This is a genomic window from Stenotrophomonas sp. NA06056, assembly GCF_013364355.1.
In the GTDB taxonomy this organism is placed as follows: Bacteria; Pseudomonadota; Gammaproteobacteria; order Xanthomonadales; family Xanthomonadaceae; genus Stenotrophomonas.
Genome location: NZ_CP054931.1, coordinates 2908111 through 2932699, shown reverse-complemented (window position 1 = coordinate 2932699; position 24589 = coordinate 2908111). Strand labels below are relative to the sequence as shown.

Genomic DNA, 24589 nt, shown 5'->3' with positions numbered 1-24589 from the left:
CAGGGGTGCGATGTGCTGAAGTGGGGCGTGCTGGCCGTAGCGCTGGCGATGGGTGGCAATGCGGTGGCGCAGCAGCGCGAGCCGGTGGACCTGGACATGGTCGGCAAGATCCGCCAGCAGGCGTTCCACAAATCGCAGGTGATGGACACCTTCAGCTACCTCACCGAACGCATCGGGCCGCGCCTGACCAATTCGCCGGCGATGGGTCGCGCCAATGCCTGGACCCGTGGCAAGTTCAGCGAATGGAAGCTGGACAATGTCCATGACGAAGCCTTCGACGAATTCGGCCGAGGCTGGGAATTCACCTCGGCCAGCGTGGAGATGCTGGGTGATCGCGTGCAGCCGCTGCATGCGCTGCCCAAGGCCTGGACCCCCGGTACGAAGGGCCCGGTCGAAGGCGAGCTGGTGCAGGTCGAGATCAAGAAGCCGGAAGACATCGAGAAGTACCGCGGCAAGCTGCGCGGCAGGATCCTGCTGCTGGGCGAGGCCCGCGAGTACAAGCGTGGCACCGACGCCGATTCGCACCGGCACGACGCCACCTCGCTGGAAGGCCTGCAGGAGTTCACCCTGCCCAAGGACAAGGACGCGGCCGCCGACCGTGCCAAGCGGGTCAAGGAATACCAGGAGAAGCAGGCGCTGGCGGCGAAGGTCAACGCGTTCTTCGTCGAAGAAGGCGCGCTGGCCGCGATCAGCATCAGCGGCTGGGACAACGGCATCATCCGCGTGGCCGGTGGCGGCTCGCGCAAGGCCGGCGAATCGGTCGGCATCCCCGAACTGGCGATGATCGCCGAGCACTTCAATCCGCTGGTGCGCGCGCTGGAGGCCAAGCAGACCGTGCGCCTGCGCGTGGATGTGGCCGCCCGTTTCACCGACGAGGCCGACCAGCCCGGTTACAACACGCTGGCCGAGATCCGTGGCAGCAGCAGGCCCGACGAGGTGGTGATGATCGGCGCGCACCTGGATTCCTGGCACAGCGGTACCGGTGCGGCCGACAATGCGGCCGGCGTGGCGGTGATGATGGAGGCGATGCGCATCCTCAAGGCTACTGGCGCCAAGCCCAAGCGCACCATCCGGGTGGCGCTGTGGAGCGGCGAGGAGCAGGGGCTGATCGGCTCGCAGGCCTATGTGGCCAAGCACTTTGGTCGTTTCCCGGAACCCACCGACCCAGCGCAGAAGGCGCTGCCGGCCTCGCTGCGCGAGCCGACCGGTGCACTGCAGAAGACCCGCGACTACGGCAAGTTCCAGGTCTACTTCAACATGGACAACGGCTCGGGCCGCTTCCGTGGCATCTATGCACAGGAAAACCTGGCGGCCATGCCGATCTTCGAAGCGTGGCTCGCCCCGTTCCATGACGTGGGCGCAACCACGGTGGCCACCCGCAACACCGGCAGCACCGACCACATCAGCTTCGACCGCATCGGCCTGCCGGGCTTCCAGTTCATCCAGGACAAACTGGACTATTTCAGCAACGTCCACCACAGCCACCTGGACACCTGGGACCATGCCGAACCGGAAGACCTGAAGCAGGCCGCCGCCATCGTCGCCTCCTTCGCCTACCACGCCGCCATGCGCGAGCAGCCGTTCCCGCGCAAGCCCGAGCCCTGAAAAGGGGACGGAGGGGATCAAGTCGTTTCTCCCCTCCGTCGCCCGTGCGCCTTCCACGAGCTTGGCAATAGCGACTTGATCCCCTCCGCCCCTTTTTCCGCAGGGGGCGGAGGGCTGGTAAAATCGGGGGATACCCGTTCCTCGAGTCCTCCATGACCTGCCGCACCCGCTTCGCCCCCAGTCCCACCGGCTACCTGCATATCGGTGGCGCCCGCACCGCGCTGTACTGCTGGCTGGAGGCCCGCCATCGTGGCGGCGAGTTCGTGCTGCGCATCGAGGACACCGACCGCGAGCGCAGCACCCAGGGCGCGATCGACGCGATCCTGGAGGCGATGGAGTGGCTGGGCCTGGACTACGACGAAGGCCCGATCTACCAGACCGACCGCGTGGCCCGCTATCTGGAAGTGGCCGAGCAGCTGGTGGCCGACGGCAAGGCGTACTACGCCTACGAAACCCGCGAAGAGCTGGACGCCATGCGCGAGGCCGCCATGGCCAAGCAGGAGAAGCCGCGCTACAACGGCGCTGCGCGCGAGCTGGGCCTGCCGCGCAAGGACGACCCGAACCGCGTCATCCGCTTCAAGAACCCGCTTGAAGGCACGGTGGTGTTCGATGACCTGATCAAGGGCCGCATCGAGATCGCAAACAGCGAGCTGGATGACATGGTCATCTTCCGCCCGGACGGCTACCCCACCTACAACTTCGCGGTGGTGGTGGACGACTGGGACATGAAGATCTCCGAGGTCATCCGTGGTGACGACCACATCAACAACACCCCGCGCCAGATCAACCTGTACGAAGGCATCGGCGCGCCGGTGCCGAAGTTCGGCCACATGCCGATGATCCTGGACGAGCAGGGCGCCAAGCTGTCCAAGCGCACCGGCGCGGCCGATGTGATGCAGTACAAGGACGCTGGCTATCTGCCCGACGCGCTGCTGAGCTACCTGGCCCGGCTGGGCTGGTCGCACGGCGACCAGGAACTGTTCAGCCGCCAGGAACTGATCGACCTGTTCGATGTGAAGGACTGCAATTCCAAGGCCTCGCGCTTGGACATGGCCAAGCTGGGCTGGGTCAACCAGCACTTCCTGAAGACCGAGGAACCGGCCGCGATCGCGCCGCACCTGGTCTACCAGCTGCAGAAGCTGGGCCTGGACGTGGCCGCTGGCCCGGCGCCGGTGGACGTGGTGATCGCCCTGCGCGAACGCGTGCAGACCCTGAAGGAAATGGCCGAGAAGGCCGTGGTCTGGTACCAGCCGCTGAACGAATACGATGAAGCGGCCGTGGCCAAGCACTTCAAGGCCGGTGCGGAACTGCCGCTGGGCAAGGCCCGCGAGCTGCTGGCGGCCCTGCCGGAGTGGACCGCCGAAGCCGTGGGCGTGGCCCTGCACGATGCTGCCGCAGCGCTGGAAATGGGCATGGGCAAGGTCGCCCAGCCGCTGCGCGTGGCCATCACCGGCACCCAGGTCAGTCCTGACATTTCCCATACCGTGTACCTGGCCGGCCGCGAGCAGGCCTTGAAACGCATCGATGTGGCCATCACCAAGGTAGCAACGGCCTGAGCCTACCGGCCTACGCCCGAACTGGAGAACGCGCATGTCCGCCAAAACCGCCTGTACGGCCCCGCACCACCATGTCCACGACGCTTCGGATTTCGTGGCGGTGGTCGAGCGTGTCTCGCGTGAGCGCGGGCTGCGCCTGACCCCGATCCGCGCCAACGTACTCAAGCTGATCGCCGAGGCCGGCAAGCCGGTCAAGGCCTACGAGCTGCTGGAGTGGGTGCGCAACGGCAAGGGTGTGGGCGCTGACGCCCCGCCCACCGTGTACCGTGCGCTGGATTTCCTGATGGCCAATGGCTTCGTGCACAAGCTGGAGTCGGTCAATGCCTTCGTGGCCTGCCACCACCCCAGCAGTGCAGCCCATTCGGTGCCGTTCCTGATCTGCAACAGCTGCCACAGCGCGGTGGAACTGGAAGACCGCGAGATCGTGACCCAGCTTGAAAAGCGCGCCAAGGAACTCGGCTTCCAGCCGCAGGCACAGACGCTGGAAGTGCACGGGCTCTGCGCCCGCTGCGCCGGCTGACGGAAGGGGAGTGCCGGCCGCTGGCCGGCAGTTTCAACCCTGTATCCGGCCCCTGAGGTGCTTCAGCACGGCCTTGCGCGCGGCGAGCAATTCCGCATCCTCCAGCACCAGCGACTGTACCCAGTCCAACGCGTCGGCCACGTGTGCGCCGCGCACGGCATACAGTGCCAGGCACTGCCGTGGCGGCGTCGGCGCTTGGCCCCACGCGCGCTGTACCCGCTGCAGCAACGCCTGTTGGATATCCGCAGACACTGCCACCCCCCTGTCGAACGACAGCAGCATGTTAAGCGCGCCCAACGCCCGCCACGGCGCTGACGTGGGATCGTCCTGGCTGAAATCGGCCTGTCCGCAGAACGCCAGCAGGGCCGCAACAGAGTCCTCGCTGCGCACCTCTTCCAGCACCCCGATCACATAGGTCGCCATGCGCTGCTGATCCAGCAGCGGCAGCATCGCCGCAATGCCACCGTACCCGAACGCAGCACAGGCCTTCGCCCACGGCGCCATCGGCGCGAAGTGCGTGCCATCGTCGTTGTACTGGAACGCCTCGCGCCAGCCATGCAGCGCACACAGGCGTTCAATCTCGGCCGCACCCTCGACGCCATGCTCCAGTACGAAGCCGATCAGGTCTTCCACCTCGACCGCACCGCCGTGCTCCAGCGGCGCAGGGCCCTTGGCCGCCTTGCGGGCCAGTGCGTTGAATTTCATGGTTGTTGTCAGTTCCTGGGGCAAAGCAGTCGAGCCTGGCTCGACGCTACAGAAATGCGCGGCCGCGCGCTTCTGCTTTTGATTTTCATCTCTTGATTCACGTGGCTGATGCGCACGGAACCTGACCGTGGCCGGGTCTTCGACGAAGCCGCGCAGCCAAGCACGCCAGGGCCTAGTCCATCGGCTTCGTTGCAGTATCCACCCGCACGATCACCGACATGCCCGGCCGCAACCGCGCCGCAAGCTGCTGCTCTCCGTTGATGGAAATCCGCACCGGCAGCCGCTGCACCACCTTGGTGAAGTTGCCGCTGGCATTGTCCGGGCGCAGCACGCTGAACTCCGATCCGGTGGCTGGTGCGATTTCCTCTACCCGTCCACGCAGTACCTGGCCCTGGAATGCATCCACCGAGAACGACGCCGGCTGCCCGATCGCCATCTTCCAAGTCTGGCCTTCCTTGTAGTTGGCCACCACCCACAATGCATCCGGCACCAGGAACAGCAGCTGCGAACCGGCCGCCACATACTGGCCCACGCGCACGCTGGCTTCGCTGATCTGGCCATCGCGCGGTGCATGGATCACCGTATTGGCCAGGTCGATGCGCGCCAGTTCCAGCTGCGCCTGCGCACTCTCCACCTGCGCTTCCAGGCTCTTGCGCGCGACCTGGGTCGAGACCAGGGTCTCCTCGGCGATACGGATCTGTGCCTGCGACTGCTGCACGCTGGCCTGCGCCGAGGCCTGGCTGGTGCGGAACTTGTCGCGGTCGTTGATCGACACCAGTTGCTGTGCCGCCAGTTCCTCGTAGCGCCTGGCTTCATTGCGCGAGCGCTGCAGCTCGGCCTGGCCGGCCGACAACGTGGCCTGCGCCGAAGCGATCTGCGCGCGGTTCTGCGCCTGTGACTGGTCCGAATTGGCCAGGGCCGCGCGCGCGCTGTCCAGCGTCGCCTGGGCCTGCGCCACCCGCTGTGCATAGATGCGGTCGTCGATGCGCAGCAGCGGCTCGCCTTGTTTCACATGCTGGAAGTCCTTCACCAGCACCTCGGTGACGTAACCGTTGACCTGTGGCGCCATCACCGTGATCTGCCCGCGCACATAGGCGTTGTCGGTCACCATCACGCTGCTGGTGAACGGCCACAGATGCCAGGCGCGCAGGATCAGTGCGATGCCCAGCAACGCCACCACCACCATCACCACCACGCTGCGCGAACTTGGCTTGAGGTACTTCGGTGCGGCGGCGGGCGCGGCAGGCGTCGCCGCGGGCGCCGCATCGGTGGGCGGTGGCGGGGTGACGTTCTCGGCAGCGTCGGTGTCGTCTGGACGGGGCGGGACGGGAGGCATGGCGGTGGACTCAGCGCGGTGCCGCGGTCGCAGCCGCAGCGGGGGAGGAAGGATGGCGCTTGCGCCATTGTTTGCGCACGGCGGTACGCAGTGACAGCAGCAGCAACCAGCACAGGAAACCGATCGCCAGCCAGCCGCTCAGGGTGAACACATCATTGAAGCCACGCACGTTGGCTTCGCGGCGGGTGGTCTGCGCCAGCTGCGCGCTGCCCTGCGCGCTGCGCAGTACCGGGTCGGTGATCTGCGCTGCGTACAGCTGCTGCTGGATGCGCAGGCGCTGTGCCACCACCGGGTCGGCGGGATCGAGCTGGCTGGTCAGGGCGCTGGAATACAGCTGCTCGCGATGCAGCTGGAACGTTCCCAGCACGGCCGAACCGGCCAGGCCGCCCAGCGTCTGCGTGATCGACAGCGTCACCAGGAAGGTGATCATGTGGTCCACGCCCTGTTTAAGCGCGGCGGAAATGCCGAGCATGATCAGCGGGCCCATGAACATGCCGGCACCGACCGAGGCGAGGAACTGGCTGATGTAGAAGTCGTGCGGACGGTCCAGGCTGGTGCGGTGCTGGTCGAAGAACGCGGCCGCGCCCAGCAGCAGGATCGCCATCAGCAGCTGGGCGATCAGCCGCTTCGGGCCGAAGGTGATCGCCGCGCCGGCGATGCCGGTCACTACGCCGGCGAGGATCACCACGAACAGCGGCCGCATCTGGTCTGGCCCCATGCCCAGGGTGCGCATCAGGTTGACCACGCCGTAGGACTGTTCGGTGGTCAGGAAGCGGATCAGGAAGGCGCCGACGATGAAGTGCATCACCGGCAGCGTCGACAGCCAACGGATCTGCAGCAGCGGATTGCGCCGGTAGTGTTCGATGATCAGTGCGGTGGTGGTCAGCGCGATGGAGGCGATCAGCGCCCAGCCCAGCCACGGCGTGTTGAGCCACCACCGCGTGTAGCCCTGCGCCAGCACGATCACCAGCAGGGCGACGGCGGGCGCGAGCAGGGCGAAGGTGAGGAAGTCCAGCGGTTCGAACGCCTTCACCTGCACACCCGGCGGCAGCTTCAGCAGGACCACGGCGGCAAACGCGCACAGCGCCAGCCCCGCTTCGAACGAGTACAACTGGTGCCATTGGCCGGTATCGACCAGGCCCGGCGATACGATCCAGGCAATCGGCACCGCCAGCTGCGACAGGCCCACGCCAACCACCAGCAGGTTGCCGGTGAAGCGCCGCGGCAGTGCCTGCAGCATGTACAGCGTGCCCAGCGTCGAACAGGCAGCACCGGCGAAACCGCTGGCGGCGCGGGTCAGCATGGTGGTCTCGAAACTGCCGACGAACAGGTGCAGCACCGCCAGCGCCGCATACAGTCCCAGGCCGATCTCGGCGAACAGGCGGATGCCGTATTGCTGGCGGAACTTGAAGGCCAGCAGGTTGGCGGTCACGTTGACCATGGCGTAGGCGGCGACCAGCCAGCTGCCCTGGGTGGGCGTGAGTGACAGCTGCCCCTGCAGGAAGGGCAGGTTGGCCGTTACCAGCGCGTTGCCGAGGCCGCCGGTGATGGCCACCAGCAGCGACACCAGTGCATACGCTGCACGCCGATAGGGTGGGTGCCACGGCATCGACGCCGAACCGGGCATGGTCGGCTTCTCGTGCTCTTCCCAATCCGGAATCGGCTTGAGGTACGGCTGCACCATCAACGTTCCCCGGTGGCTGCTCCCTGGAGTCCCCCGCGCAGCAGCTGCAGGGCACGCCCGGCCAGCTGGGCGCGCTCATCGCGGGTCTTGCCGCGCAGGGCCGCACCCAGCATGCCGGAGATCAGTGAAATATCCGTCTTCTCCAGGTCGGGCCGGCACAAGCCAGCGGCCTTGGCGCGGGCAATGGGCGCTTCCAGCAGGTCGCGCACGGTCTCGCGTGCAGTGCGCATGGCCGGCACGTCCGAATCGACCGCGCGCCAGTAGTCGGCCAATGCGGGTGAATCAATGATGCGTTGGGCCATGCCTTCGAAGACTTCGAAAAGGGCGTCGTCTCGGTCGCCGAGCTGCTCGATCTGCCGGCGGATGCGGTCGACCGTGCGCTGCAGCAGCGCCTGGATCAGTGCCGTACGGTCGGGGAAGTTGCGGTACAGGGTGGCGCGTCCGACTTCGGCACGCTCGACCACCAGGTCCAGTGGCGCGGTGACCCCATGCTGGCCGAACACATGGTCGGCGGCATCGAGGATGAGGGCTCGGCGGGCAGCAGCATCGGCACGTTGGGTGGTCATGGCTTCATTTTCGGACAAACATGTCCGGATGGCGAGAGACGAATGGCGACGGGATTGTCCGCTTGTTGTCGTACGCACATCTTTGTGACGTTTGCGTGATGGCTGATTGGGGGCTTCAAAAAAAGCGGGGGGCCAATCTGGCCCCCCGGGAGAGAACAGCAGCACGCTGCCGTCAAAGTCGGTAGATCCACGCCATGCGTGGACGCACTTTCCAGTAGATCCACGCCATGCGTGGACGCACTTTCCAGTAGATCCACGCCATGCGTGGATGCCCCATCAGAAGAACGCGCGAATGCCGAAAGCGACGCCACGACCCGGCAGTGGCGAGTAATCCTTCAGCAGCGAGGTGTGCGGACGCACCTCGCGGTTGGTCAGGTTGCTGCCGTCCAGGAACAGCTCGTAGCTGTTGCTGTCGCTGCGGTCCCAACGGTAGGCCAGGTGCGCATCGACCAGGGTATAGCCGTTGCTCGGTTCTTCGTTCTGCGCCACATCCTTCTGTCGGCTGTAACGCACCGCGCCGACCGAGGCACGCCAGCCATCCTTCGCCCAGCGCAGGTCGGCGCCAACACGGGCCGGTGCGATGCGCGGCAGGTAACCGGTGTTGGCCAGTTCCACGCTGTAGTTGTGGTTGTGGTCACCGTGCGGCACGGCGATGTCGAGGGTGCGGCTGCCGTTGCCGTCCAGCTTGGCCTGCACGTAGTCGCCGAACACGCGCAGGTCCCAATCGCCGGCACCGCCTTCGAACAGGTGTACCAGCGCTTCGGCTTCGGCGCCCTTGAATACAGCGTCCTGCTGGGTCCAGGCACGCACCGGCAGGCTCTCGGTCACGCCGGTGTCAGCCAGGTAGATGAAGTCCTTGAACTTGGTCTGATAGATCGCGGCGGAAAAATCGAGGCGTTCGCTGTGGGTGTGGATGCCCAGTTCGATGCGCTGGCCGCGCTCGGTCTTCAGGTTGGCATCACCGATTTCCAGCGAACGGGTGGCGATGTGCGCACCGGCGGCGTACAGCTCTTCATTGGTCGGCGCGCGCTCGGAGCTGTCCACGCCGATGCGCAGGTCGACTGCATCGTTGAGCTTCCAGATGCCGGCGGCCGACAGGTTGGTTGCATCGAATTTGCGGCGCTGGTAGTCGCCGGTCGGGTCCAGCTTGACTTGGTCGTGGCGGCCGCCCAGTTCCAGCTTGAACGGACCGAACTGCTTTTCCTGCAGCACGAACACGCCGATGTTCTTGGTGCCGGTATCCGGCACGAAGGCCTCTTCACCCTTCGCGCCGAAATCGCTGTTGCCGACCTGCAGGCCGAAGGCGCCGTCCCAGCCGCCGATCTGCTGCTGCACTGCCTCCAGGCGGCCTTCGATGCCGCGGTTGGTGAAGCGGGTGGACGGCGTGCCGGCTTCCAGTTCCACGTGCTCGTAGTCGGTGTAGGCCACGCGCGCGTTGATGTTCTTCAGGAACGAGACCGGGTTGTAGATGCCGGCCTTGGTCTCGAAGCGGTTCTGCACCATGTCGATGCGCACGTCATGCTCTTCACCTTCCTCCTCCTCGCCATGGTCGTGGTCGTGACCATGGTCGTGGTCATCGCCGTCGGCGTGCACGTGGGCGCCGTTGGGAATGCCGTAGTTGGTGCGGTAGGTGCTGGCCGAGACGCCGAAGTAGCCGCCTTCGCCCAGCCAGGTGGCGCCGACGCCGCCGGCGCGGGTGCGGATCGAGCTGTTGTCCAGGCGGCCGCGACGCGGCTCTTCGCCTTCCTCGCCTGCGTGGTCGTGGTCGTCGTGGTGGTCTTCCAGGCCGTCGATCACCGCGTAGCCGGGAATGCGGAAGTCGTCGCCATTGCGCACCAGGCCATCCACGTGCAGCACGACATTGCCGCTCACGCCGTCAAGGCGGAACATGCCGCTGCGCTCGTCGTTGACCGAGTTGCCGCGCAGTTCGGCGCGGCCGCTGAGCGGACGGTCCGGCAGTTCGCGGGCGATGCGGCCATCGACCACGTTCACTGCGCCGCCGATCGCGCCGCTGCCGAACAGCAGGGTCGCTGGGCCTTTCAGCACTTCGATCTGGTCGGCCAGGAACGGCTCGATGCTGGTGGCGTGGTCGGCGCTGACGGTGGAGGCGTCCATGTTGCCCATGCCGTTGGAGAGCACGGCCACGCGCGGGCCTTCCTGGCCGCGGATGATCGGGCGGCCGACGCCGGGGCCGAAGAACGTGCTCTGCACACCGGGCAGCTTGGCGACGGTGTCGCCGAGGGTGCCGGCCTTCTGCTCATCCAGGCGCTCACCGGCCAGCACCTCAACCGGGCGTGCCAGCGATTCGGCATCCCCCTGCAGTGGCGACGCGGTGACCTGCACCGAGGACAGCTCGGTCAGGTGGCGGTCACGATGCGAATCATCGTCGGAGGCCGCAAAGGCGACGGACGGCAGCAGCGCAGCGAGCGCCAAGGCCAGGGAATGCGGCTTGAAACGAGGGTGGTGGGAGGGCATGGGCGGTCCTTTGTTACAATGTATCAATCGGGTGGCGCACGAATCCCGTCGGCGGGACAGGGGGAGGGAAACCGTGCGGGTCGGGAATGGATGTTATATTATTCCATAACGATTCGCCGCCCTGCTGGAAGTCATGCCTTTGCCCTCACGCCTGCGCCACCTGCTCGATCGCTTCGGCGCCACCGGTTCGATGTTGTGCGCGGTGCATTGCGCGGTGATTCCGCTGCTGCTGGCCGCTGCACCCTCGCTGGGCCTGTCTTTCTGGCTCAGTGATGGTGTGGAAAAAGCGTTGGTGGTGTTCGTGACCCTGCTGGGCCTGTTCAGCCTGGTCTGGGGCTACCGGCGGCATGGCGCGCTGCGTGCGCTCGCGTTCCTGATTCCCGGCCTGGTCGCGTTGTGGGCCGGCGTGCTGTACGACCCGCTGCACCACAACGCGGTGCCGCACGCCGTGGTGATGACCCTGGGCGGGCTGCTGGTCGGTATCGCGCATCTGGTCAATCTGCGCCTGAACCACGGGCACGTGCACGACGCAAGCTGCGCGCACTAGGCACGGCGTGCTAGGATTTCCGATCGTGCGCGGGGGCGTCCAGCAAGACGGTCCCGCCAAACCCGTGTCAGAACGGGGTAACCAGATTTCACACTTGAGGAGTTGATGACATGGGTAAGGGTGACCGCAAGACCGCCAAGGGCAAGCGCTACAACGCCAGCTACGGCAACGCCCGTTCGCACACCGCGAGCAAGGTCGCTGTAGGCGCCGCCGCCCCGGTTGCCAAGAAGACCGTGGCCAAGGCTCCGGCGAAGAAGGCTGTGGCCAAGAAGGCAGTGGCCAAGGCCGGCTGATCCGCCGACCGACCGGTCCAAAGAAAACGCGGCGCTCGGCGCCGCGTTTTTTTATGCACGTTTTTGTAGAGCCGAGCCCATGCTCGGCTGGCGCAATGCAGCCGAGCGTGGGCTCGGCTCTACAACGTATTCAACGCAGGGTCTGCTTCAGCGTTTCCGGATTGCCATCGTTCGCCGCTTCCGGCACCTGCAGCAGGTGCGCCAGCAGCGGATAAAGGTCGACGTTGTCGAAACCGTCGATCACCAGGCCTTGCCGGAATGAAGGGCCTCGGGCCACGAACACCGCGCGCATCGACGGCAACGCGTTGTCGTAGCCATGCGAGCCGCGCTCGACGTGGTCGCGCTTGGCAATCTTCTCGCGTGTCAGCGCGTCCCAACCCTCATCCATCTGGCAGACGATCGCTGGCACGCGCGGATGGGTGCCGTAGTGCCAGCGCGCTGGCAGGTTTTCCTTCTTCCAGCATTCGTAGTGCGCGTGGCGACCGAGCAGGGCACGCTCGGCTTCTGCCTCACGTCCCGCCACCGGCGTAAAGCCGACCGACTGACCTGGGCTGACGTTGCGCGCGATGCTGGGATCAACCATTGATTCAATGGCGATCACCTGGCCTTCCGGCACCGACGCCATGCCATGGTCGGAGACCACGATCACGTTGGTGCTATCGGTCAGGCCGTGCTGCTGCAAGCCATCAAGCACCTGGCCGATGATCCGGTCGGCATCCACGATGGCCTCGGTGTACTGCCTGGAGTCCGGGCCAAAGTTGTGGCCGGCCTTGTCCACATGCTCCATGTACAGGGTGGTCAGGCGCGGGGCATCGGCATCGGTCTGCGACAGCCAGTCGAGTACTGTCTGCGCACGCTGCTGCAAGGGTTCCTTGGCGTCGTACATGCGCCACTGGCTGGGCCGCGTGCCCTGGATCTCGGCTTCGCTGCCCGGCCATGACGTAGTGGCGGTGCGCACGCCGACCTTCTCGGCACCCACCCAGATCGGTTCGCCACCCCACCATCCGCTGTTGGTCACTGCAGTGCGGTCGTGCAGCGCGAAGCGACCGAGCGCGGCATCGTCCATGCTGTTGTTGATGATGCCGTGGTGGTCCGGACGCAGGCCGGTGACCAGCGTGTAGTGGTTGGGGAAGGTGAGCGACGGATAGGAAGGTGTCATCCAGCGCGCACGCACGCCACCTTCGATGATCCGCTGCAGATTCGGGGTGATGCCGCGATCCAGTGCATCGGCGCGCAGGCCGTCGATGGAGATCAACAGCAGCTTCGGCGGCGCGAGCGGGGCCGCGTTCGTGCCATTTGCCACAGCGGTTGTCGAAGGCGAAGGCGTGGTGGTGCAGGCAGCCAAGGGCAGCAGCAGCGCCAGCGTGCAGGTCAGGCGTACGGAAGTCATCGGGCAATGATAAGCCCCAGCAATGACGTACCAAAGACACGCGGCGCCCTTGGGCGCCGCGTGTCCACGCATTTCACCTTATCCCCGCGCCCTTGAACAACAGGGGGCTCTTCTCCAGACAGATGACGGATGCTTCCATCCACGCATGGCGTGGATCTACAGTCACCGGGAACCTGTCAGAGGTGGGATGGGTCGGGTATGCAGGACCGTTGGCGCCATGGATGGCGCCATCGAGCCCCCATGGACGGGTTTACGGCGTGTCCTGCATACCCGATCCATCCCACCAACCCTCAGGCAATCCAGAGCCTGCTGTTGCTTCGGCTGTTGTCGCTGCTCTGGTTTGCAGCGGGTGCCGGGCGCAGCCCGGCCAGCAACCCTCATGCAAACAACGGCGCCTGTCGCTGCTCCAGCCGCAGCAATGCCGCCTTGGTTTCAAGCCCGCCACCGAAGCCCGTCAACGTGCCGTTGCTGCCGATCACGCGATGGCAGGGCAGTACGATCGGCAACGGATTGCGCCCATTGGCTGCGCCGACCGCGCGGGTCGCGGTGGGCTGGCCCAGCTGCTGCGCCAGCTGCAGGTAGCTCCAGGTCTGGCCGAAGGGAATCAACGCCAGTGCATGCCAGACGCGCAGCTGGAACGGCGTGCCCTGCGGTGCCAGCACCAGGTCGAAATCGCTGCGCTCACCGTGCAGGTACTGCAGCAACTGCTCGCGCGCTTCGGGCAGTGCGCCGGGCGCGTAGTGCCAGTGCTCGCGGCCGCGCGCAGGATGGCGGTTTTCCGGGAACAGGACATGGGCCAGGCCATTCTCACCCCCGGCGATGGTCAGTTCACCAATCGGTGTGTCGAAGCGATCGAATAACAGGTTCATGAGGGTTCTCCAACGAAAGTGCCGGACAGGTGCCATAGATGCAGCACGGCATAGGCGCGCCATGGACGCCAGGATTGCGAACGCGCTTCGGTGGCACGCTCACTGAGGCGCTGGCCCTGGGCGTGGCCCAGCACCTGCTGCAACACCAGATCACCGGCAGGGAAGGCATCAGGTTGGCCAAGCCCACGCAGCGCGATGTACTGCGCCGTCCACGGGCCGATGCCGGGCAGCGCCACGCAACGGGCGACGAAATCCTCCAGTGCCTGGCCTGGCCCGAAGTCGAGCTGGCCGCCGGCGCAGGCCGCGGCGAGGGCGCGCACGGTGGCGGCGCGACTGCGTGGCAGGCCGATTGATTCCAGTGGCGCTTCGGCCAGTACGTCCGGCGCTGGAAATTGCCGGTCGAATTCGGACGGCATGCCGGGCAGATGCGCGCCGTAGGCATCGACCAGCCGGCGCGCGAACGTGGTTGCCGCCGCCACGCTGACCTGCTGGCCCAGCACCGCGCGCACGCCGACCTCGAAGCCGTCCCAGCCGCCGGGTACGCGCAGGCCGGGACGCTCGTCGATGCCCCGTGCCAGCAGGGGTTCATTGCCCAGTGCTGCGTGCACCTGCTGCAGGTCGGCGTCCAGGTCGAACACGCGGCGTACGCGGCGCACGATATCCGGAATCAGGCGTGGGTCGACCGCGCCCAGCTGCAGGCGCAGCTCGGGCCGCTTCGGATCGGCGGTGACGCGCAGCAGGGTGGGGCGCTCGGGCGTGCCCAGCACACGCTGGTAGCTGTCTTCGCCGATCAGCTCGATGCCCGGCAGGCTGCGCTTGCGCAGGAATGCCAACATCCGCGGGAAATCCAGCGGCGGCCGATAGCCCAGGCGCAATACCAGCCCGCCATCGTCGGCAGCCAGGGGATGGTGTTGGCGGCGCAGCACGGTAGGCGCCATGCCGCAGCCCTGCAGGAAGGCTGTATTGAAGCGGCGCAGGCTGTTGTAACCGGCGGCCAGTGCTACATCGGTCACCGGCAGCGTGGTTTCGGTCAGCAGTTGCTTGGCCAGCAGCAGGCGATGGGTGGCGTGGATCTGCCCGGGCGTTGCGCCCAGCCGTTCGACGAACAGGCGTTGCAACTGGCGCGCGCTGAGTCCGATCTTCCCTGCCAGGTCGGCCACCGGCTGGTCCTGCAGGAAGCCGGCATGGATCAGCGCCAGTGCACGCTGCACGGCTTGTCCTGCCAGCGCCTGTTGTGCCAACGGGGCCAGTTCGGGGCGGCAGCGCAGGCAGGGGCGATAGCCGGCCGAAGCAGCGGCAGCTGCGGTGGGGTAATAGGTGATGTTGCGCGGCTTCGGGGGCGGTGCTGGGCACACCGGCCGGCAGTAGATGCCGGTGCTGCGCACGGCGGTGAAGAACACGCCGTCGAAGCGGGCATCACGGGCCAGGCGGGCGCGATCGCAGGCGGCTGTGTCGAGGGCGAGGGCGGTATCCATGGCGCCAGTCTAGGCGCGTCCGGGGGACAGTACTCGCCATATTCGGACATGGATGCTGAAGGGGGTCAGGCCGGGCTGCGCCCGGCACCCGCGTAGGCCAGAGCAACAGCAATAGCAACAGCAGAAGCTGGTTTCCTGTGGGGAGGCGGGGTGGGTCCGGTTGCAGGGGACGCTGCAAGTACGTCCATGTAAGCTCGGTCGCGCCATCCATGGCGCTCACGCCCCTGCAACCGGACCCACCCCGCCTTCGACAGGTTCCTGCGAACTGTCGGGGCTGCTGATGGTAGGTGTCGACCTTGGTCGACACGGTAGATCCACGCCATGCGTGGATGGAGTGGTGGGTAAAGCTGCAATGAAACGGATGGAACCAGAGGGTCAGAACAGGTTCAGTGGCACGCGCTGAATGCGTGGCATGGGCAGGTAGACTGTGGTTCTTACCTGTCCGAATGCTGGTTGCCCGATGTCCGCCAAACTCCGCTGGTTGCCCCTGTTGTGCCTGGCCCTGGCGGGCTGCAGTCAATTGGAGAATCCCGGCAACGTCACTGCCGCCGACAAGGCCACGCGAGCGCCGGCCAGCGATGGCGAAAACATGGTGTCGATCAATGCTGCTGATGCGCCGCCACCGCCGCCGCAGGCGCGCAGCAGGGCCGATCGACCCTGGCCGCAGAGCCAGCTGGACAATGGCAAGGCCTGGATCAGCTGCAGTACCGACTATGCCGGCGAAGGCGGCGATGGCCTCGAACTGGAAGGGCTGCAGCGCGAACAGCTGAAGCAGGCGCTGGCGCCATGTGCCGAGCGTGGCCTGCTGCGCGTGCGCTACAACGGCAAGATCAACCCTGGGTTTGCCGAGATGATGTGGCGGCTGGCCGTGGTTGCCGACGAACTGCAGATCCACAAGCGCATCCTCGACCTGGATTCCAGCGGTGGCCAGGTGGAATCGGCCATCGTTGCCGGCGACAGCATCGGTGAATCGGGCTGGACGATCTGGGTGCGCGAGGGCTCGATCTGCCACAGTGCCTGCGTGTTCGTACTGGCTGCCGGTGACAACCGCCTGCTGACCGGCAAGGTCGGCATCCACCGCATGATGCGCATCAGTTCCAAGGCCACGTCGCGCGCGGAGCTCAACCGCGAGCTGCACGAGGTCTATGACAACGTGAAGGACTACCTGCAACGCAATGGCGTGGCAGTGGGCGTGGCCGACCTGATGATGACCGTGCCCAACCGCAGCCTGCGCCTGCTGACGGCCGAAGAGCTTCGCCAGTATGGCCTGGACGGAACCAATGCCGTGCAGGATGACCTTGAGCGGATCAAGCAGATGCGTGCCTGCGGCGACGACTTCGTGCAGCGCAAGGACGCGTTCCTGGTGGCCTTCGACCAGCAATGCAAGCGCGATGGCGCCGACATGGAATCGATCAACAGCTGTGGCCAGTCGCTGAAGCAGCGCTTCGGCTTCCCCGATCCGGTGTGCCCGGAGGAAAGTCCGCTGTCGGAGATCGACGTGGCCACGCTGCCGCCGGCACCGCCGGAGCAGCCGCCAGTGGCTGAGCAGCTGCCAGCGGCACCGGCCGCGCAGGCCGGCGCTGGCGCCGTCGAAGGCAGCGTCCAGGCGCGCTGACGGCCCACTCACTGCGCTGGCGTAGACTGCGGTTCTTTCCATCGAACCGGCGGTGTCCATGAAGCGCGTGCTCCTGCTGCTGTCCCTGTTGCCCCTGGCTGCACTGGCGCAAGCGCCTGCACCGGCCACGCCCGCTCCGGCGCCGGCGCGCCCCGCGCCGAGCGCCCCGGCCGCCGCGAAACCGGCGACAGCCGCCACGCCGGTGCTGAGTGCTGCCCAGCAGGCGCAGGTGCAGAAACAGGACGCGGAAATGGGCAGCGCCGCATTGAAGGCCGCGCAACTGGTCGACGCCAATCGGGCGGGTGAGTTGTGGGACGGCGCCTCGGCCGTGGCTCGCCGCGCGGTGCCCAAGGCGGCCTTCGTCAGCCAGCTTGCGGCGGACCGTACGCGCCTGGGCGCGATGGCCGGCCGCGGCCAGCCGACCATCACCCGGGTCAAATACGCAGCAGGCGCCGCCGTGCCTGAAGGCCTGTACATCAACGTCAGTTTCCCGACCCGTTTCGCCAACAGCGCGCAGCCGGTCCGCGAGCTGGTGTCGTTCCGCTTCGACGAAGACCAGACCTGGCGCCTGGCCGGCTACAGCCTGCGTGCATCCAGCCCCTGACGGAGATCGACGATGGCCACCGAACTGACGATGCTGGCGTGGGCGATGCTGCTGGGTTTCGTCTACATCTTCGCTGCCTCCACCGTGGTCACCCGCGAGCGCGGGATGAAATGGAACGCCTCGGCACGCGACGACTCGTCCAAGCCGCTGAGCCCGCTGGCAGGGCGCCTGCAGCGGGCGCAATCCAACTTCTTCGAGACCTTCCCGTTCTTCGCTGCCGCTGCGATCGCGGTGGTGGTGGCCGGGCGTGGCAGCGATACCACCGCCTTGGCCGCGCAGGTCTACTTCTGGGCCCGTGTGGTGTACCTGCCGCTGTACGCGGCAGGCATTCCCTATGTGCGCAGCCTGGTCTGGCTGGTGTCGATCCTGGCGATCCTGGCGCTGGTGTTCGCGCTGCTGTGACGCGCAGCTGATCCAGATCAAGGCCGGTCAGGCACGCAGCGCTATGCTGGCCGCGACTGGATCAACGGCAGGAGGCGCGCATGCGCAGGATGGACGTGGTGGTGGTCGGCGCCGGACCGGCTGGGTTGTGCTTCGCGCGCGCGCTGGCTGGTACTGGCCTGCAGGTGGGGCTGGTCGAGGCGCAGCCGCGCCAGGCCTTGGCCGAGGCCGCCTTCGATGGCCGTGAAATCGCCCTGACCCATGCGTCGCGGCAGAGCCTGGAACAACTGGGCCTGTGGCAACGCCTGCCCGACACCGAGATTGCCGAGCTGCGCGATGCGCGGGTGATGAACGGCGGCTCGCCGTTCGCGCTGACCTTCGCCAGCAGCCAGGTCGATGGCCAGCCGTTGGGCTGGCTGGTGCCCAATCATCTGATCCGCCGCGCGGCCTGGCAGGCAGTGCAGGGCCAGGACGGGTTGGAGTTGTTCGATGGCCGCAAGGTGCAGGCGGTGCGCGCCGACAGCCAGGGCCATGTGGTGCGCCTGGATGATGGCAGCGAGCTGCATGCGCGGCTGCTGGTCTGCGCCGACAGCCGCTTCTCCGGCACCCGCCGCATGCTCGGCATCGGTGCGCAGATGCGTGACTTCGGCAAGTCGATGCTGGTCTGCCGCATGCAGGTCGAGCGCGATCATCACCACACCGCGTGGGAGTGGTTCGGCTACGGCCGCACCATGGCGCTGCTGCCGCTCAACGAAGGCCAGGCATCGGCAGTGATCACGCTGCCACCGCGGCAGATCGAAGAACTGCTGGCGATGGACGAGATCGCGTTCGGGGACGCCATCGGCGGATTCTTCGAACACCGGTTGGGACGCATGCAGCCGGTGGCGACGCCGCAGGCCTATCCCTTGGTCGGAGTGTATGCGCAGCGCTTCGTCGGCGAACGTTCGGCACTGATCGGTGATGCCGCGGTGGGCATGCACCCGGTCACCGCACATGGTTTCAACCTGGGCCTGGCCAGTGCGCAGCGGTTGGCGCAGGGCATCGCCGAGCAGCAGCGGCGCGGGGCGGACATCGCCGCCGCCGGCATGCTGGGCAGCTACCAGCGCGGACATCGGCTGGCGGCGCGGCCGCTGTATGAGGCGACCAATGCGATTGCCAGCCTGTATACCGACGACCGCCGGCCGGCACGCCTGTTGCGGGCGGCCGGGTTGCGCGTGGCGCAGGGGGTGGCGCCGTTCCGGCAGCTGATTGCCGCCCACCTGACCCAACGCGTGGCCTGACGGCCCCGTGTTGACTCAAGCGGCGGCCAGCACCCGGATCTGGCTGTCGTTGAACTCGACCACCTGGCCTGCACGGATCTTGCAGGCCTTGCGCAGCTCGACCTCACCATCGACCAGCACCAGGCCTTCGCTGATGACCATCTTGGCTTCGCCGCCGCTGGTGACCAGGTCGGCCAGCTTCAGCAACTGCTTGAGTTCGACGTAGTCGCCGTCGAGGTCGAATTCGAGGATCTGCATGGCACGGGGTTTCCTGGGACAGGCGCTGCAGGGCAGGGCCGGCAGCGGTAAAATGGGCGCCTATTGTGCGCCACGGCGGGCCGTAACGGCATGCCGACAGTTTCCTGTACACCTTGTTCAGGAACAGTGCGGTATCATTCCGCTCTGAGCGAGTAAAACCTCAGCTCCAACCGAGCAGCGCCAGGGCACGCGATAAGAAGGGCGCCCAAAGCGCGGAATCCCCCTTTTTTTTCGCCTGCCATGCTCGTGGCAGTGCCTTCGGAGTTCCCCATGTCCCAAGAAACCCAAGCGCAGCTGCAGTTCGCGCAGCTCGGCCTGTCCGATTCTGTCATGCAGGCCGTCACTGCCATCGGCTACGAAACGCCGTCGCCGATCCAGGCTGCCACCATCCCGGCGATGCTGGAAGGCCGCGACGTGCTGGGCCAGGCCCAGACCGGTACCGGCAAGACCGCGGCCTTCGCGTTGCCGGTGCTGTCCAACATCGACCTGCAGCAGATCAAGCCGCAGGCCCTGGTGCTGGCCCCGACCCGCGAGCTGGCCATCCAGGTTGCCGAGGCGTTCCAGTCCTATTCCTCGAAGATCCCCGGCTTCCGCGTGCTGCCGGTGTACGGCGGCCAGCCCTATGGCCAGCAGCTGACGGCCCTGCGTCGCGGCGTGCACATCGTGGTCGGTACCCCCGGCCGCGTCATCGACCATCTGAACCGCAGCACGCTGGACCTGTCCGAGCTGAAGACGCTGGTGCTGGACGAGGCCGATGAAATGCTGCGCATGGGCTTCATCGACGACGTCGAAGCGGTGCTGAAGAAGCTGCCGGAAAAGCGCCAGGTGGCGCTGTTCTCGGCCACCATGCCGCCGGCCATCCGTCGCATCGCGCAGACCTACCTGAAGGACCCGGTCGAAGTCACCATCGCGACCAAGACCACCACCTCGGCCAACATCCGCCAGCGTTACTGGTGGGTGAGCGGCATGCACAAGCTGGACGCGCTGACCCGCATCCTGGAAGTCGAGCCGTTCGACGCGATGATCATCTTCGCGCGTACCAAGGCCGGCACCGAAGAACTGGCCAGCAAGCTGCAGGCCCGTGGCCTGGCCGCTGCCGCCATCAACGGTGACATGCAGCAGGCCCAGCGTGAGCGCACCATCGCCATGCTGAAGGAAGGCAAGCTGGACATCCTGGTCGCCACCGACGTGGCCGCCCGTGGCCTGGACGTGGAGCGCATCAGCCACGTGCTGAACTACGACATCCCGTACGACACCGAAAGCTACGTGCACCGTATCGGCCGTACCGGCCGTGCCGGCCGCAGCGGTGAAGCGATCCTGTTCGCCACCCCGCGCGAGAAGGGCATGCTGCGCCAGATCGAGCGTGCGACCCGTCAGCCGATCGAAGAAATGCAGCTGCCGAGCGTGGAAGCGGTCAATGACAACCGCATCAACAAGTTCACCTCGCGCATCACCGAAACGCTCGGCCAGGGCGGTCTGGACTTCTACCGCCAGCTGCTGGAGCGCTTCGAATCCGAGCAGAACGTGCCGGCCATCGAAGTGGCCGCCGCACTGGCCAAGATGATGCAGGGCGATACCCCGTTCCTGCTGCAGCCGCCGGTGCGCGCACCGCGCGAAGAGCGTGCGCCGCGTGAGCGTTTCGAGCGCAGCGAGCGTCCGGAACGTGGCGACCGCAACGAGCGCGGTCCGCGCTTCGAGCGTGGTCCGCGCCGTGATGATGCCGAAGGTGGCTTCGAGCAGCGCCCGCGCCGTGACGTGCCGCCGCGCGGTGCACCGGAGCAGGGCATGGAGACCTACCGCATTTCGGTCGGTCACCAGCATGGCGTGAAGCCGGCCAACATCGTCGGCGCCATCGCCAACGAAGCCGGCCTGGAAAGCCGCTTCATCGGCCGCATCGACATCCACGACGACTTCTCGCTGCTGGATCTGCCGGCACAGATGCCGTCGGACGTGCTGACCCACCTGCAGAAGGTATGGGTGTCCGGCCAGCAACTGCAGATGCGCCCGTTGGCGGCCGGTGAAGAGGTCAATCCGGCGCCGCGTCCGTTCAAGCCGCGCTTCGACAAGCGTGGGCCGGGCGGTCCGGGCGGTCCGGGTGGCCCGGGTGGTCCGCGTCGCGGTGGTCCGGGTGGCCCTGGCGGCGACCGTGACAGCCGTCCGCCGCGTCGTGATGGCTTCAAGCCGCGCGGTCCGCGCAGCTTCTGAGCCGCGCTGAAGTAGATGAACAACGCCAGCCTCCGGGCTGGCGTTGTCATTTCAGGGCACCTGGCAGGCTCGGTCGCCGCTGCCGATCACCGGCCGGGTCCGGTTTCGCATGGTCCACACATCCCCGGTTCTAGGCTGGCGCAGTTCCGTAGGAGATTGTCACCGCAGCACATTCGGGGGATCCAGGATGGGTAGAAGTGGCATGGACCAGCAGCGTCGACGGGTGCCGATGACCCGCGGGCTGGGGCTGCGATTTGCGCTGTTGACGGGTATGGCGATCGGATTGGTTGCGCTGTCGGCCGTGATCCAGGAGCTGCAGGCGGCATCGACCGCGTGGATCGCAGGGCAGGGCTACTGGTCGCGGGGGCAGCAGGACGCCACCGCGGCGCTCAGCCGTTATCTGGCGCGTGGCCATCTGCAGGATCTGCAGGATGCCCAACGGGCACTGCAGGTTCCGCTGGGTGACCTGCAGGCCCGCAAGGCGCTGGAGCAACCCGAACCGGACGAGGCGACAGCCCGGGCCGGTTTCCTGCGTGGTGGCAATGCCCGCGCCGACATTCCGCGCCTGATCTTCTCGTTCCGCCATGCGCGCAATGTCGGCGCCTTCCGCGAGGCCACCTGGTTGTGGCGCCAGACCGACGCGGACCTGTTGGCCCTGCAGGCGCTGTCGGAGGAGCTGCAACGCCGCCATGGCTCCGGTCCGCTGGACGAGGCGAGCGTGGATGAGTACCTGCACCGGTTGCGGGGCATCGACCACCAGTTACGGGCGCAGGCGCAGGCGTTCTCGCAGGCGCTGCTGCGCATGGCCCGCGCAGTGCGCATCGCGACCCTGGCCGTGGGCGGCCTGTCGGTCCTGTTGATCAGCCTGATGGCGGTGGCCTTGGCACGCCGGGTCGGCAAGGACCTGACCGAGCACGAGAGCCGCTTCCGGGCGGCGTTCTACCAGGCCAACGTCGGCATGCTCAAGCTGGATGCGGCCGGCCGGGTGGTGGAGGCCAACCAGGCGATGGCCGACATCCTCGACCATCGCCGGGACGTGCTGCTGCAGATGTCGCTGGCCGAACTGCTGATGGAAGGCGAACTGGTGATCGATGAGGCGGGCCGTATCGACTGGGATCGCCAGCTGCGGCCAGGCGAACTGCGCTTCCGGCGTCGCGATGGCAGCCTGGTGTGGGGACGCTGGAGCGGCACCGGCGTGCGTACCGCCAGCGGTGGCCTGTCGGTGTTCGCCATCGTCGAGGATGTCAGCCAGAACCATGCCCTGGCACGCGAAATAGAGCATCACGCCAGTCACGACCCGCTCACTGGACTGATCAATCGTCGCGAGATCGAGCGCCTGCTGGAAAAGGCCCTGCTGCAGGTCCGCTCCGACGGTGGAACCCACGCACTGGGCTACATCAACCTGGACCACTTCAAGCTGGTCAACGACAGCTTCGGCCACGCGGCCGGCGACCAGATGCTGCGCAGCTTCGCCGAGTACCTGGTCGGCGCTGTGCGTGATGGCGACTGGGTGGGCCGCCTGGGCGCGGATGAGTTTGCGGTGTTCCTCGCCCGCGCCAACCAGGACGAAGCCAAGCGCGTCCTGCAGCGCCTGATCCGCAACCTGGGCCAGGCCACGTTCCCGGTCAGTGAGGGCAGCCCGCAGCTGAGCTGCAGCGTGGGCGTGGTCGAAGTGACGGCCGAGGCACCGGACGCGAACTGGTTGATGAGCGCCGCCGACAGTGCCTGTTATGCCGCCAAGCAGGCCGGCCGCAACCGCGTGCATTGCTTCAATGAAAACCGGCTGGCCCTGGAAGAACGGCGGCTGGAGGCCGAACGCCTGCAGCGGGTCAGCCGTGCCATGGCCGAGAACCGGATGCTGCTGTACGCGCAGCGCATCGCCAAGGTGGGTGATCCGTCCTACCTGCACTACGAAGTGCTGGTGCGCATGCGTGACAGCGACGGCGTGCTGCACCTGCCGGGTCAGTTCATGCCGGCGGTGGAGCGCTACGGCATGGCGGTGGTATTGGACCGGCACGTGCTCGGCCTGTTGTTCCGCCATCTGCAGGTGTGCCCGGCACACGTACGCCAGCTGGGCCTGTGCAACGTCAATGTGTCGGCCCAGTCGATTGCCGAACCAGGATTCCTGGCGTTCGTCTGCGATCTGCTGGAGCGCAACCGCGCACTGGCGTCCAAGCTCTGTTTCGAGATCACCGAAACTGCGGCGATCGGCAATCTGAGCCAGGCGCGTGCCTTCATCGATGCGGTCAAGGCGCGTGGCTGCCGGGTGGCACTGGATGATTTCGGCTCGGGCCTGTCCTCGTTCGGTTACCTGCGGCAGCTGCCGGCGGACATGCTGAAGATCGATGGTGCCTTCGTGCGTGACATGGATACCGATCCGGTCAGCCGTGCCAGCGTGCGCGCGATCAGCGAACTGGGCCGCGAACTGCAGATGGAAGTGGTGGCCGAGTGGGTGGAGACCCATGAAGTTGCCGAGGCGCTGGCCGGGATGGGCGTGCAGGGTCTGCAGGGCTACGCCATCGAACGGCCGCAGCCACTGGAACGGCTGACCCTGGCCGACCTGCGACCGATGCGGTTGGCCGGCACGCAGGGGCCATCGGCTGCCGGCTGAAGGCGCTGCGGCCGGGCTGCGCCCGGCACCCGCGGTAGTGCCGGCCGCTGGCCGGCAACCTCAACAGCAACAGCAACAGCAACGGCAAAAGCGGGGTTCCGTGGGATGGCGGGGTGGGCCCGGTTGCGGGGGACGCCGTGAACCCATCCCTGGGGGCTTGGCCGCGGCATCCATGCCGCGGACACCCCCGCAACCGGACCCACCCCGCCTTCGACAGGTTTCCGCCATCTGTCGGAATGGCATGGCCTGCTCTTGGCCTGCTCTTGGTGCTCTTGGTGGGTGTCGACCTTGGTCGACACGTAGATCCACGCCATGCGTGGATGCTCTTCGATCAATTGTCGAAATACTCGAACTCGATGGAGATCCATCCACGCGCGGCGTGGATCTACCAGATGGCGGGACACTGTCAGGGGCGGGGCGGTATGGGCAGGCAGGACCGTTGGCGCCATGGATGGCGCCATCGAACCCCCATGGATGGGTTTACGGCGTGTCCTGCCTGCCCATACCGCCCCGCCCACCTCGGTAGCCCGCTTTCGCTGTTGCTTTTGAGGTTGCCGGCCAGCGGCCGGCACTACTGCGGGCGCCGGGCGGCAGCCCGGCCAACACCTCACCACTTTGGTCTACACATCGGCGGT

21 protein-coding genes are annotated in these 24589 nt (G+C 66.7%); 12 read left to right on the top strand and 9 right to left on the bottom strand.

What is annotated here, in order from left to right:
- The first annotated feature begins 12 nt into the window (after positions 1 to 12).
- The 3 genes from HUT07_RS13160 to HUT07_RS13150 all read left to right on the top strand — a co-directional run bounded on the left by HUT07_RS13160 (position 13) and on the right by HUT07_RS13150 (position 3681).
- Positions 13 to 1605, top strand: coding sequence for a M28 family metallopeptidase (locus HUT07_RS13160; protein WP_176021303.1), 1593 nt, complete (start codon positions 13 to 15; stop codon positions 1603 to 1605).
- 152 nt (positions 1606 to 1757) lie between these two features.
- A complete protein-coding gene (gene gltX / locus HUT07_RS13155; protein ID WP_176021302.1) occupies positions 1758 to 3161 on the top strand; it encodes a glutamate--tRNA ligase in 1404 nt (467 codons plus the stop codon).
- A 34-nt stretch (positions 3162 to 3195) separates the two neighbouring features.
- Entirely contained in the window at positions 3196 to 3681 is a 486-nt protein-coding gene (locus HUT07_RS13150) for a Fur family transcriptional regulator (RefSeq protein WP_025879333.1), read from the top strand.
- A 33-nt stretch (positions 3682 to 3714) separates the two neighbouring features.
- Here the strand turns inward: HUT07_RS13150 and HUT07_RS13145 are convergent, their stop codons facing one another.
- From HUT07_RS13145 to HUT07_RS13125, 5 genes are all read right to left on the bottom strand, one after another.
- Positions 3715 to 4386 (bottom strand): hypothetical protein, encoded by a 672-nt coding sequence (locus HUT07_RS13145; RefSeq protein WP_176021301.1) that lies wholly within the window; start codon positions 4384 to 4386, stop codon positions 3715 to 3717.
- Between the two features lie 172 nt (positions 4387 to 4558).
- Positions 4559 to 5722 carry an HlyD family secretion protein gene (locus tag HUT07_RS13140; protein WP_176021300.1) on the bottom strand — a complete coding sequence of 388 codons (1164 nt, stop codon included), beginning with the start codon at positions 5720 to 5722 and terminating at the stop codon, positions 4559 to 4561.
- Between the two features lie 10 nt (positions 5723 to 5732).
- Positions 5733 to 7406 carry an MFS transporter gene (locus HUT07_RS13135; protein WP_176021299.1) on the bottom strand — a complete coding sequence of 558 codons (1674 nt, stop codon included), beginning with the start codon at positions 7404 to 7406 and terminating at the stop codon, positions 5733 to 5735.
- Positions 7406 to 7972 (bottom strand): TetR/AcrR family transcriptional regulator, encoded by a 567-nt coding sequence (locus HUT07_RS13130; protein WP_176021298.1) that lies wholly within the window; start codon positions 7970 to 7972, stop codon positions 7406 to 7408. The genes HUT07_RS13135 and HUT07_RS13130 overlap by 1 nt, the downstream gene beginning before the upstream one ends.
- A gap of 276 nt (positions 7973 to 8248) precedes the next feature.
- Positions 8249 to 10447 carry a TonB-dependent receptor gene (locus HUT07_RS13125; RefSeq protein ID WP_176021297.1) on the bottom strand — a complete coding sequence of 733 codons (2199 nt, stop codon included), beginning with the start codon at positions 10445 to 10447 and terminating at the stop codon, positions 8249 to 8251.
- A 133-nt stretch (positions 10448 to 10580) separates the two neighbouring features.
- Between HUT07_RS13125 and HUT07_RS13120 the strand changes: the two genes are divergently transcribed.
- On the top strand, positions 10581 to 10994 hold the full coding sequence (locus HUT07_RS13120) for a MerC domain-containing protein (protein WP_025879338.1): 414 nt from the start codon (positions 10581 to 10583) through the stop codon (positions 10992 to 10994).
- Between the two features lie 110 nt (positions 10995 to 11104).
- Entirely contained in the window at positions 11105 to 11287 is a 183-nt protein-coding gene (locus tag HUT07_RS13115; RefSeq protein ID WP_025879339.1) for a 30S ribosomal protein THX, read from the top strand.
- A 130-nt stretch (positions 11288 to 11417) separates the two neighbouring features.
- Here HUT07_RS13115 and HUT07_RS13110 read toward each other — a convergent pair whose 3' ends face one another.
- Positions 11418 to 12542: an ectonucleotide pyrophosphatase/phosphodiesterase gene (locus HUT07_RS13110; protein WP_254898866.1), complete on the bottom strand. Its 1125-nt coding sequence runs from the start codon at positions 12540 to 12542 to the stop codon at positions 11418 to 11420.
- Here HUT07_RS13110 and HUT07_RS20470 point away from each other — a divergent pair.
- Entirely contained in the window at positions 12532 to 12687 is a 156-nt protein-coding gene (locus HUT07_RS20470) for a hypothetical protein (protein WP_254898865.1), read from the top strand. The two genes, HUT07_RS13110 and HUT07_RS20470, sit on opposite strands and share 11 nt — an antisense overlap.
- A gap of 367 nt (positions 12688 to 13054) precedes the next feature.
- Here HUT07_RS20470 and HUT07_RS13105 read toward each other — a convergent pair whose 3' ends face one another.
- Positions 13055 to 13546 (bottom strand): methylated-DNA--[protein]-cysteine S-methyltransferase, encoded by a 492-nt coding sequence (locus HUT07_RS13105; protein WP_176021295.1) that lies wholly within the window; start codon positions 13544 to 13546, stop codon positions 13055 to 13057.
- Positions 13543 to 15021: a DNA-3-methyladenine glycosylase 2 gene (locus tag HUT07_RS13100; RefSeq protein WP_176021294.1), complete on the bottom strand. Its 1479-nt coding sequence runs from the start codon at positions 15019 to 15021 to the stop codon at positions 13543 to 13545. The genes HUT07_RS13105 and HUT07_RS13100 overlap by 4 nt, the downstream gene beginning before the upstream one ends.
- A gap of 460 nt (positions 15022 to 15481) precedes the next feature.
- On the opposite strand from HUT07_RS13100, the gene HUT07_RS13095 reads away from it, so the two are divergent.
- The 4 genes from HUT07_RS13095 (at position 15482) to ubiM (ending at position 18901) form a co-directional block, all read left to right on the top strand.
- Positions 15482 to 16636, top strand: a complete 1155-nt coding sequence (locus tag HUT07_RS13095; protein ID WP_176021293.1) for a hypothetical protein — start codon at positions 15482 to 15484, stop codon at positions 16634 to 16636.
- A 58-nt stretch (positions 16637 to 16694) separates the two neighbouring features.
- Positions 16695 to 17240, top strand: coding sequence for a DUF4019 domain-containing protein (locus HUT07_RS13090; RefSeq protein WP_176021292.1), 546 nt, complete (start codon positions 16695 to 16697; stop codon positions 17238 to 17240).
- 12 nt (positions 17241 to 17252) lie between these two features.
- The gene (locus HUT07_RS13085; RefSeq protein WP_108266164.1) at positions 17253 to 17642 is read left to right on the top strand and encodes an MAPEG family protein; all 390 of its coding nucleotides are present in this window, start codon (positions 17253 to 17255) and stop codon (positions 17640 to 17642) included.
- An 80-nt stretch (positions 17643 to 17722) separates the two neighbouring features.
- Positions 17723 to 18901 (top strand): 5-demethoxyubiquinol-8 5-hydroxylase UbiM, encoded by a 1179-nt coding sequence (gene ubiM, locus HUT07_RS13080; RefSeq protein ID WP_176021291.1) that lies wholly within the window; start codon positions 17723 to 17725, stop codon positions 18899 to 18901.
- A gap of 15 nt (positions 18902 to 18916) precedes the next feature.
- Here the strand turns inward: ubiM and HUT07_RS13075 are convergent, their stop codons facing one another.
- Positions 18917 to 19138 (bottom strand): RNA-binding S4 domain-containing protein, encoded by a 222-nt coding sequence (locus HUT07_RS13075; RefSeq protein ID WP_025877723.1) that lies wholly within the window; start codon positions 19136 to 19138, stop codon positions 18917 to 18919.
- Positions 19139 to 19408: 270 nt separating this feature from the next.
- Here HUT07_RS13075 and HUT07_RS13070 point away from each other — a divergent pair, with 270 nt between their 5' ends.
- Positions 19409 to 21343 (top strand): DEAD/DEAH box helicase, encoded by a 1935-nt coding sequence (locus HUT07_RS13070; RefSeq protein WP_176021290.1) that lies wholly within the window; start codon positions 19409 to 19411, stop codon positions 21341 to 21343.
- 187 nt (positions 21344 to 21530) lie between these two features.
- Positions 21531 to 23954: an EAL domain-containing protein gene (locus tag HUT07_RS13065; RefSeq protein WP_176021289.1), complete on the top strand. Its 2424-nt coding sequence runs from the start codon at positions 21531 to 21533 to the stop codon at positions 23952 to 23954.
- Positions 23955 to 24589: the final 635 nt, after the last annotated feature.

Excerpts from the sequence above, each read along its gene's own strand:
- gltX (WP_176021302.1), top strand. The coding sequence starts at position 1,758 with ATGACCTGCCGCACCCGCTTCGCCCCCAGTCCCACCGGCTACCTGCAT.
- HUT07_RS13150 (WP_025879333.1), top strand. The coding sequence starts at position 3,196 with ATGTCCGCCAAAACCGCCTGTACGGCCCCGCACCACCATGTCCACGAC.
- HUT07_RS13145 (WP_176021301.1), bottom strand. The coding sequence starts at position 4,386 with ATGAAATTCAACGCACTGGCCCGCAAGGCGGCCAAGGGCCCTGCGCCG.
- HUT07_RS13140 (WP_176021300.1), bottom strand. The coding sequence starts at position 5,722 with ATGCCTCCCGTCCCGCCCCGTCCAGACGACACCGACGCTGCCGAGAAC.
- HUT07_RS13135 (WP_176021299.1), bottom strand. The coding sequence starts at position 7,406 with ATGGTGCAGCCGTACCTCAAGCCGATTCCGGATTGGGAAGAGCACGAG.
- HUT07_RS13130 (WP_176021298.1), bottom strand. The coding sequence starts at position 7,972 with ATGACCACCCAACGTGCCGATGCTGCTGCCCGCCGAGCCCTCATCCTC.
- HUT07_RS13125 (WP_176021297.1), bottom strand. The coding sequence starts at position 10,447 with ATGCCCTCCCACCACCCTCGTTTCAAGCCGCATTCCCTGGCCTTGGCG.
- HUT07_RS13120 (WP_025879338.1), top strand. The coding sequence starts at position 10,581 with ATGCCTTTGCCCTCACGCCTGCGCCACCTGCTCGATCGCTTCGGCGCC.
- HUT07_RS13115 (WP_025879339.1), top strand. The coding sequence starts at position 11,105 with ATGGGTAAGGGTGACCGCAAGACCGCCAAGGGCAAGCGCTACAACGCC.
- HUT07_RS20470 (WP_254898865.1), top strand. The coding sequence starts at position 12,532 with ATGGAGATCAACAGCAGCTTCGGCGGCGCGAGCGGGGCCGCGTTCGTG.
- HUT07_RS13105 (WP_176021295.1), bottom strand. The coding sequence starts at position 13,546 with ATGAACCTGTTATTCGATCGCTTCGACACACCGATTGGTGAACTGACC.
- HUT07_RS13100 (WP_176021294.1), bottom strand. The coding sequence starts at position 15,021 with ATGGATACCGCCCTCGCCCTCGACACAGCCGCCTGCGATCGCGCCCGC.
- HUT07_RS13095 (WP_176021293.1), top strand. The coding sequence starts at position 15,482 with ATGTCCGCCAAACTCCGCTGGTTGCCCCTGTTGTGCCTGGCCCTGGCG.
- HUT07_RS13090 (WP_176021292.1), top strand. The coding sequence starts at position 16,695 with ATGAAGCGCGTGCTCCTGCTGCTGTCCCTGTTGCCCCTGGCTGCACTG.
- HUT07_RS13085 (WP_108266164.1), top strand. The coding sequence starts at position 17,253 with ATGGCCACCGAACTGACGATGCTGGCGTGGGCGATGCTGCTGGGTTTC.
- ubiM (WP_176021291.1), top strand. The coding sequence starts at position 17,723 with ATGCGCAGGATGGACGTGGTGGTGGTCGGCGCCGGACCGGCTGGGTTG.
- HUT07_RS13075 (WP_025877723.1), bottom strand. The coding sequence starts at position 19,138 with ATGCAGATCCTCGAATTCGACCTCGACGGCGACTACGTCGAACTCAAG.
- HUT07_RS13070 (WP_176021290.1), top strand. The coding sequence starts at position 19,409 with ATGTCCCAAGAAACCCAAGCGCAGCTGCAGTTCGCGCAGCTCGGCCTG.
- HUT07_RS13065 (WP_176021289.1), top strand. The coding sequence starts at position 21,531 with ATGGGTAGAAGTGGCATGGACCAGCAGCGTCGACGGGTGCCGATGACC.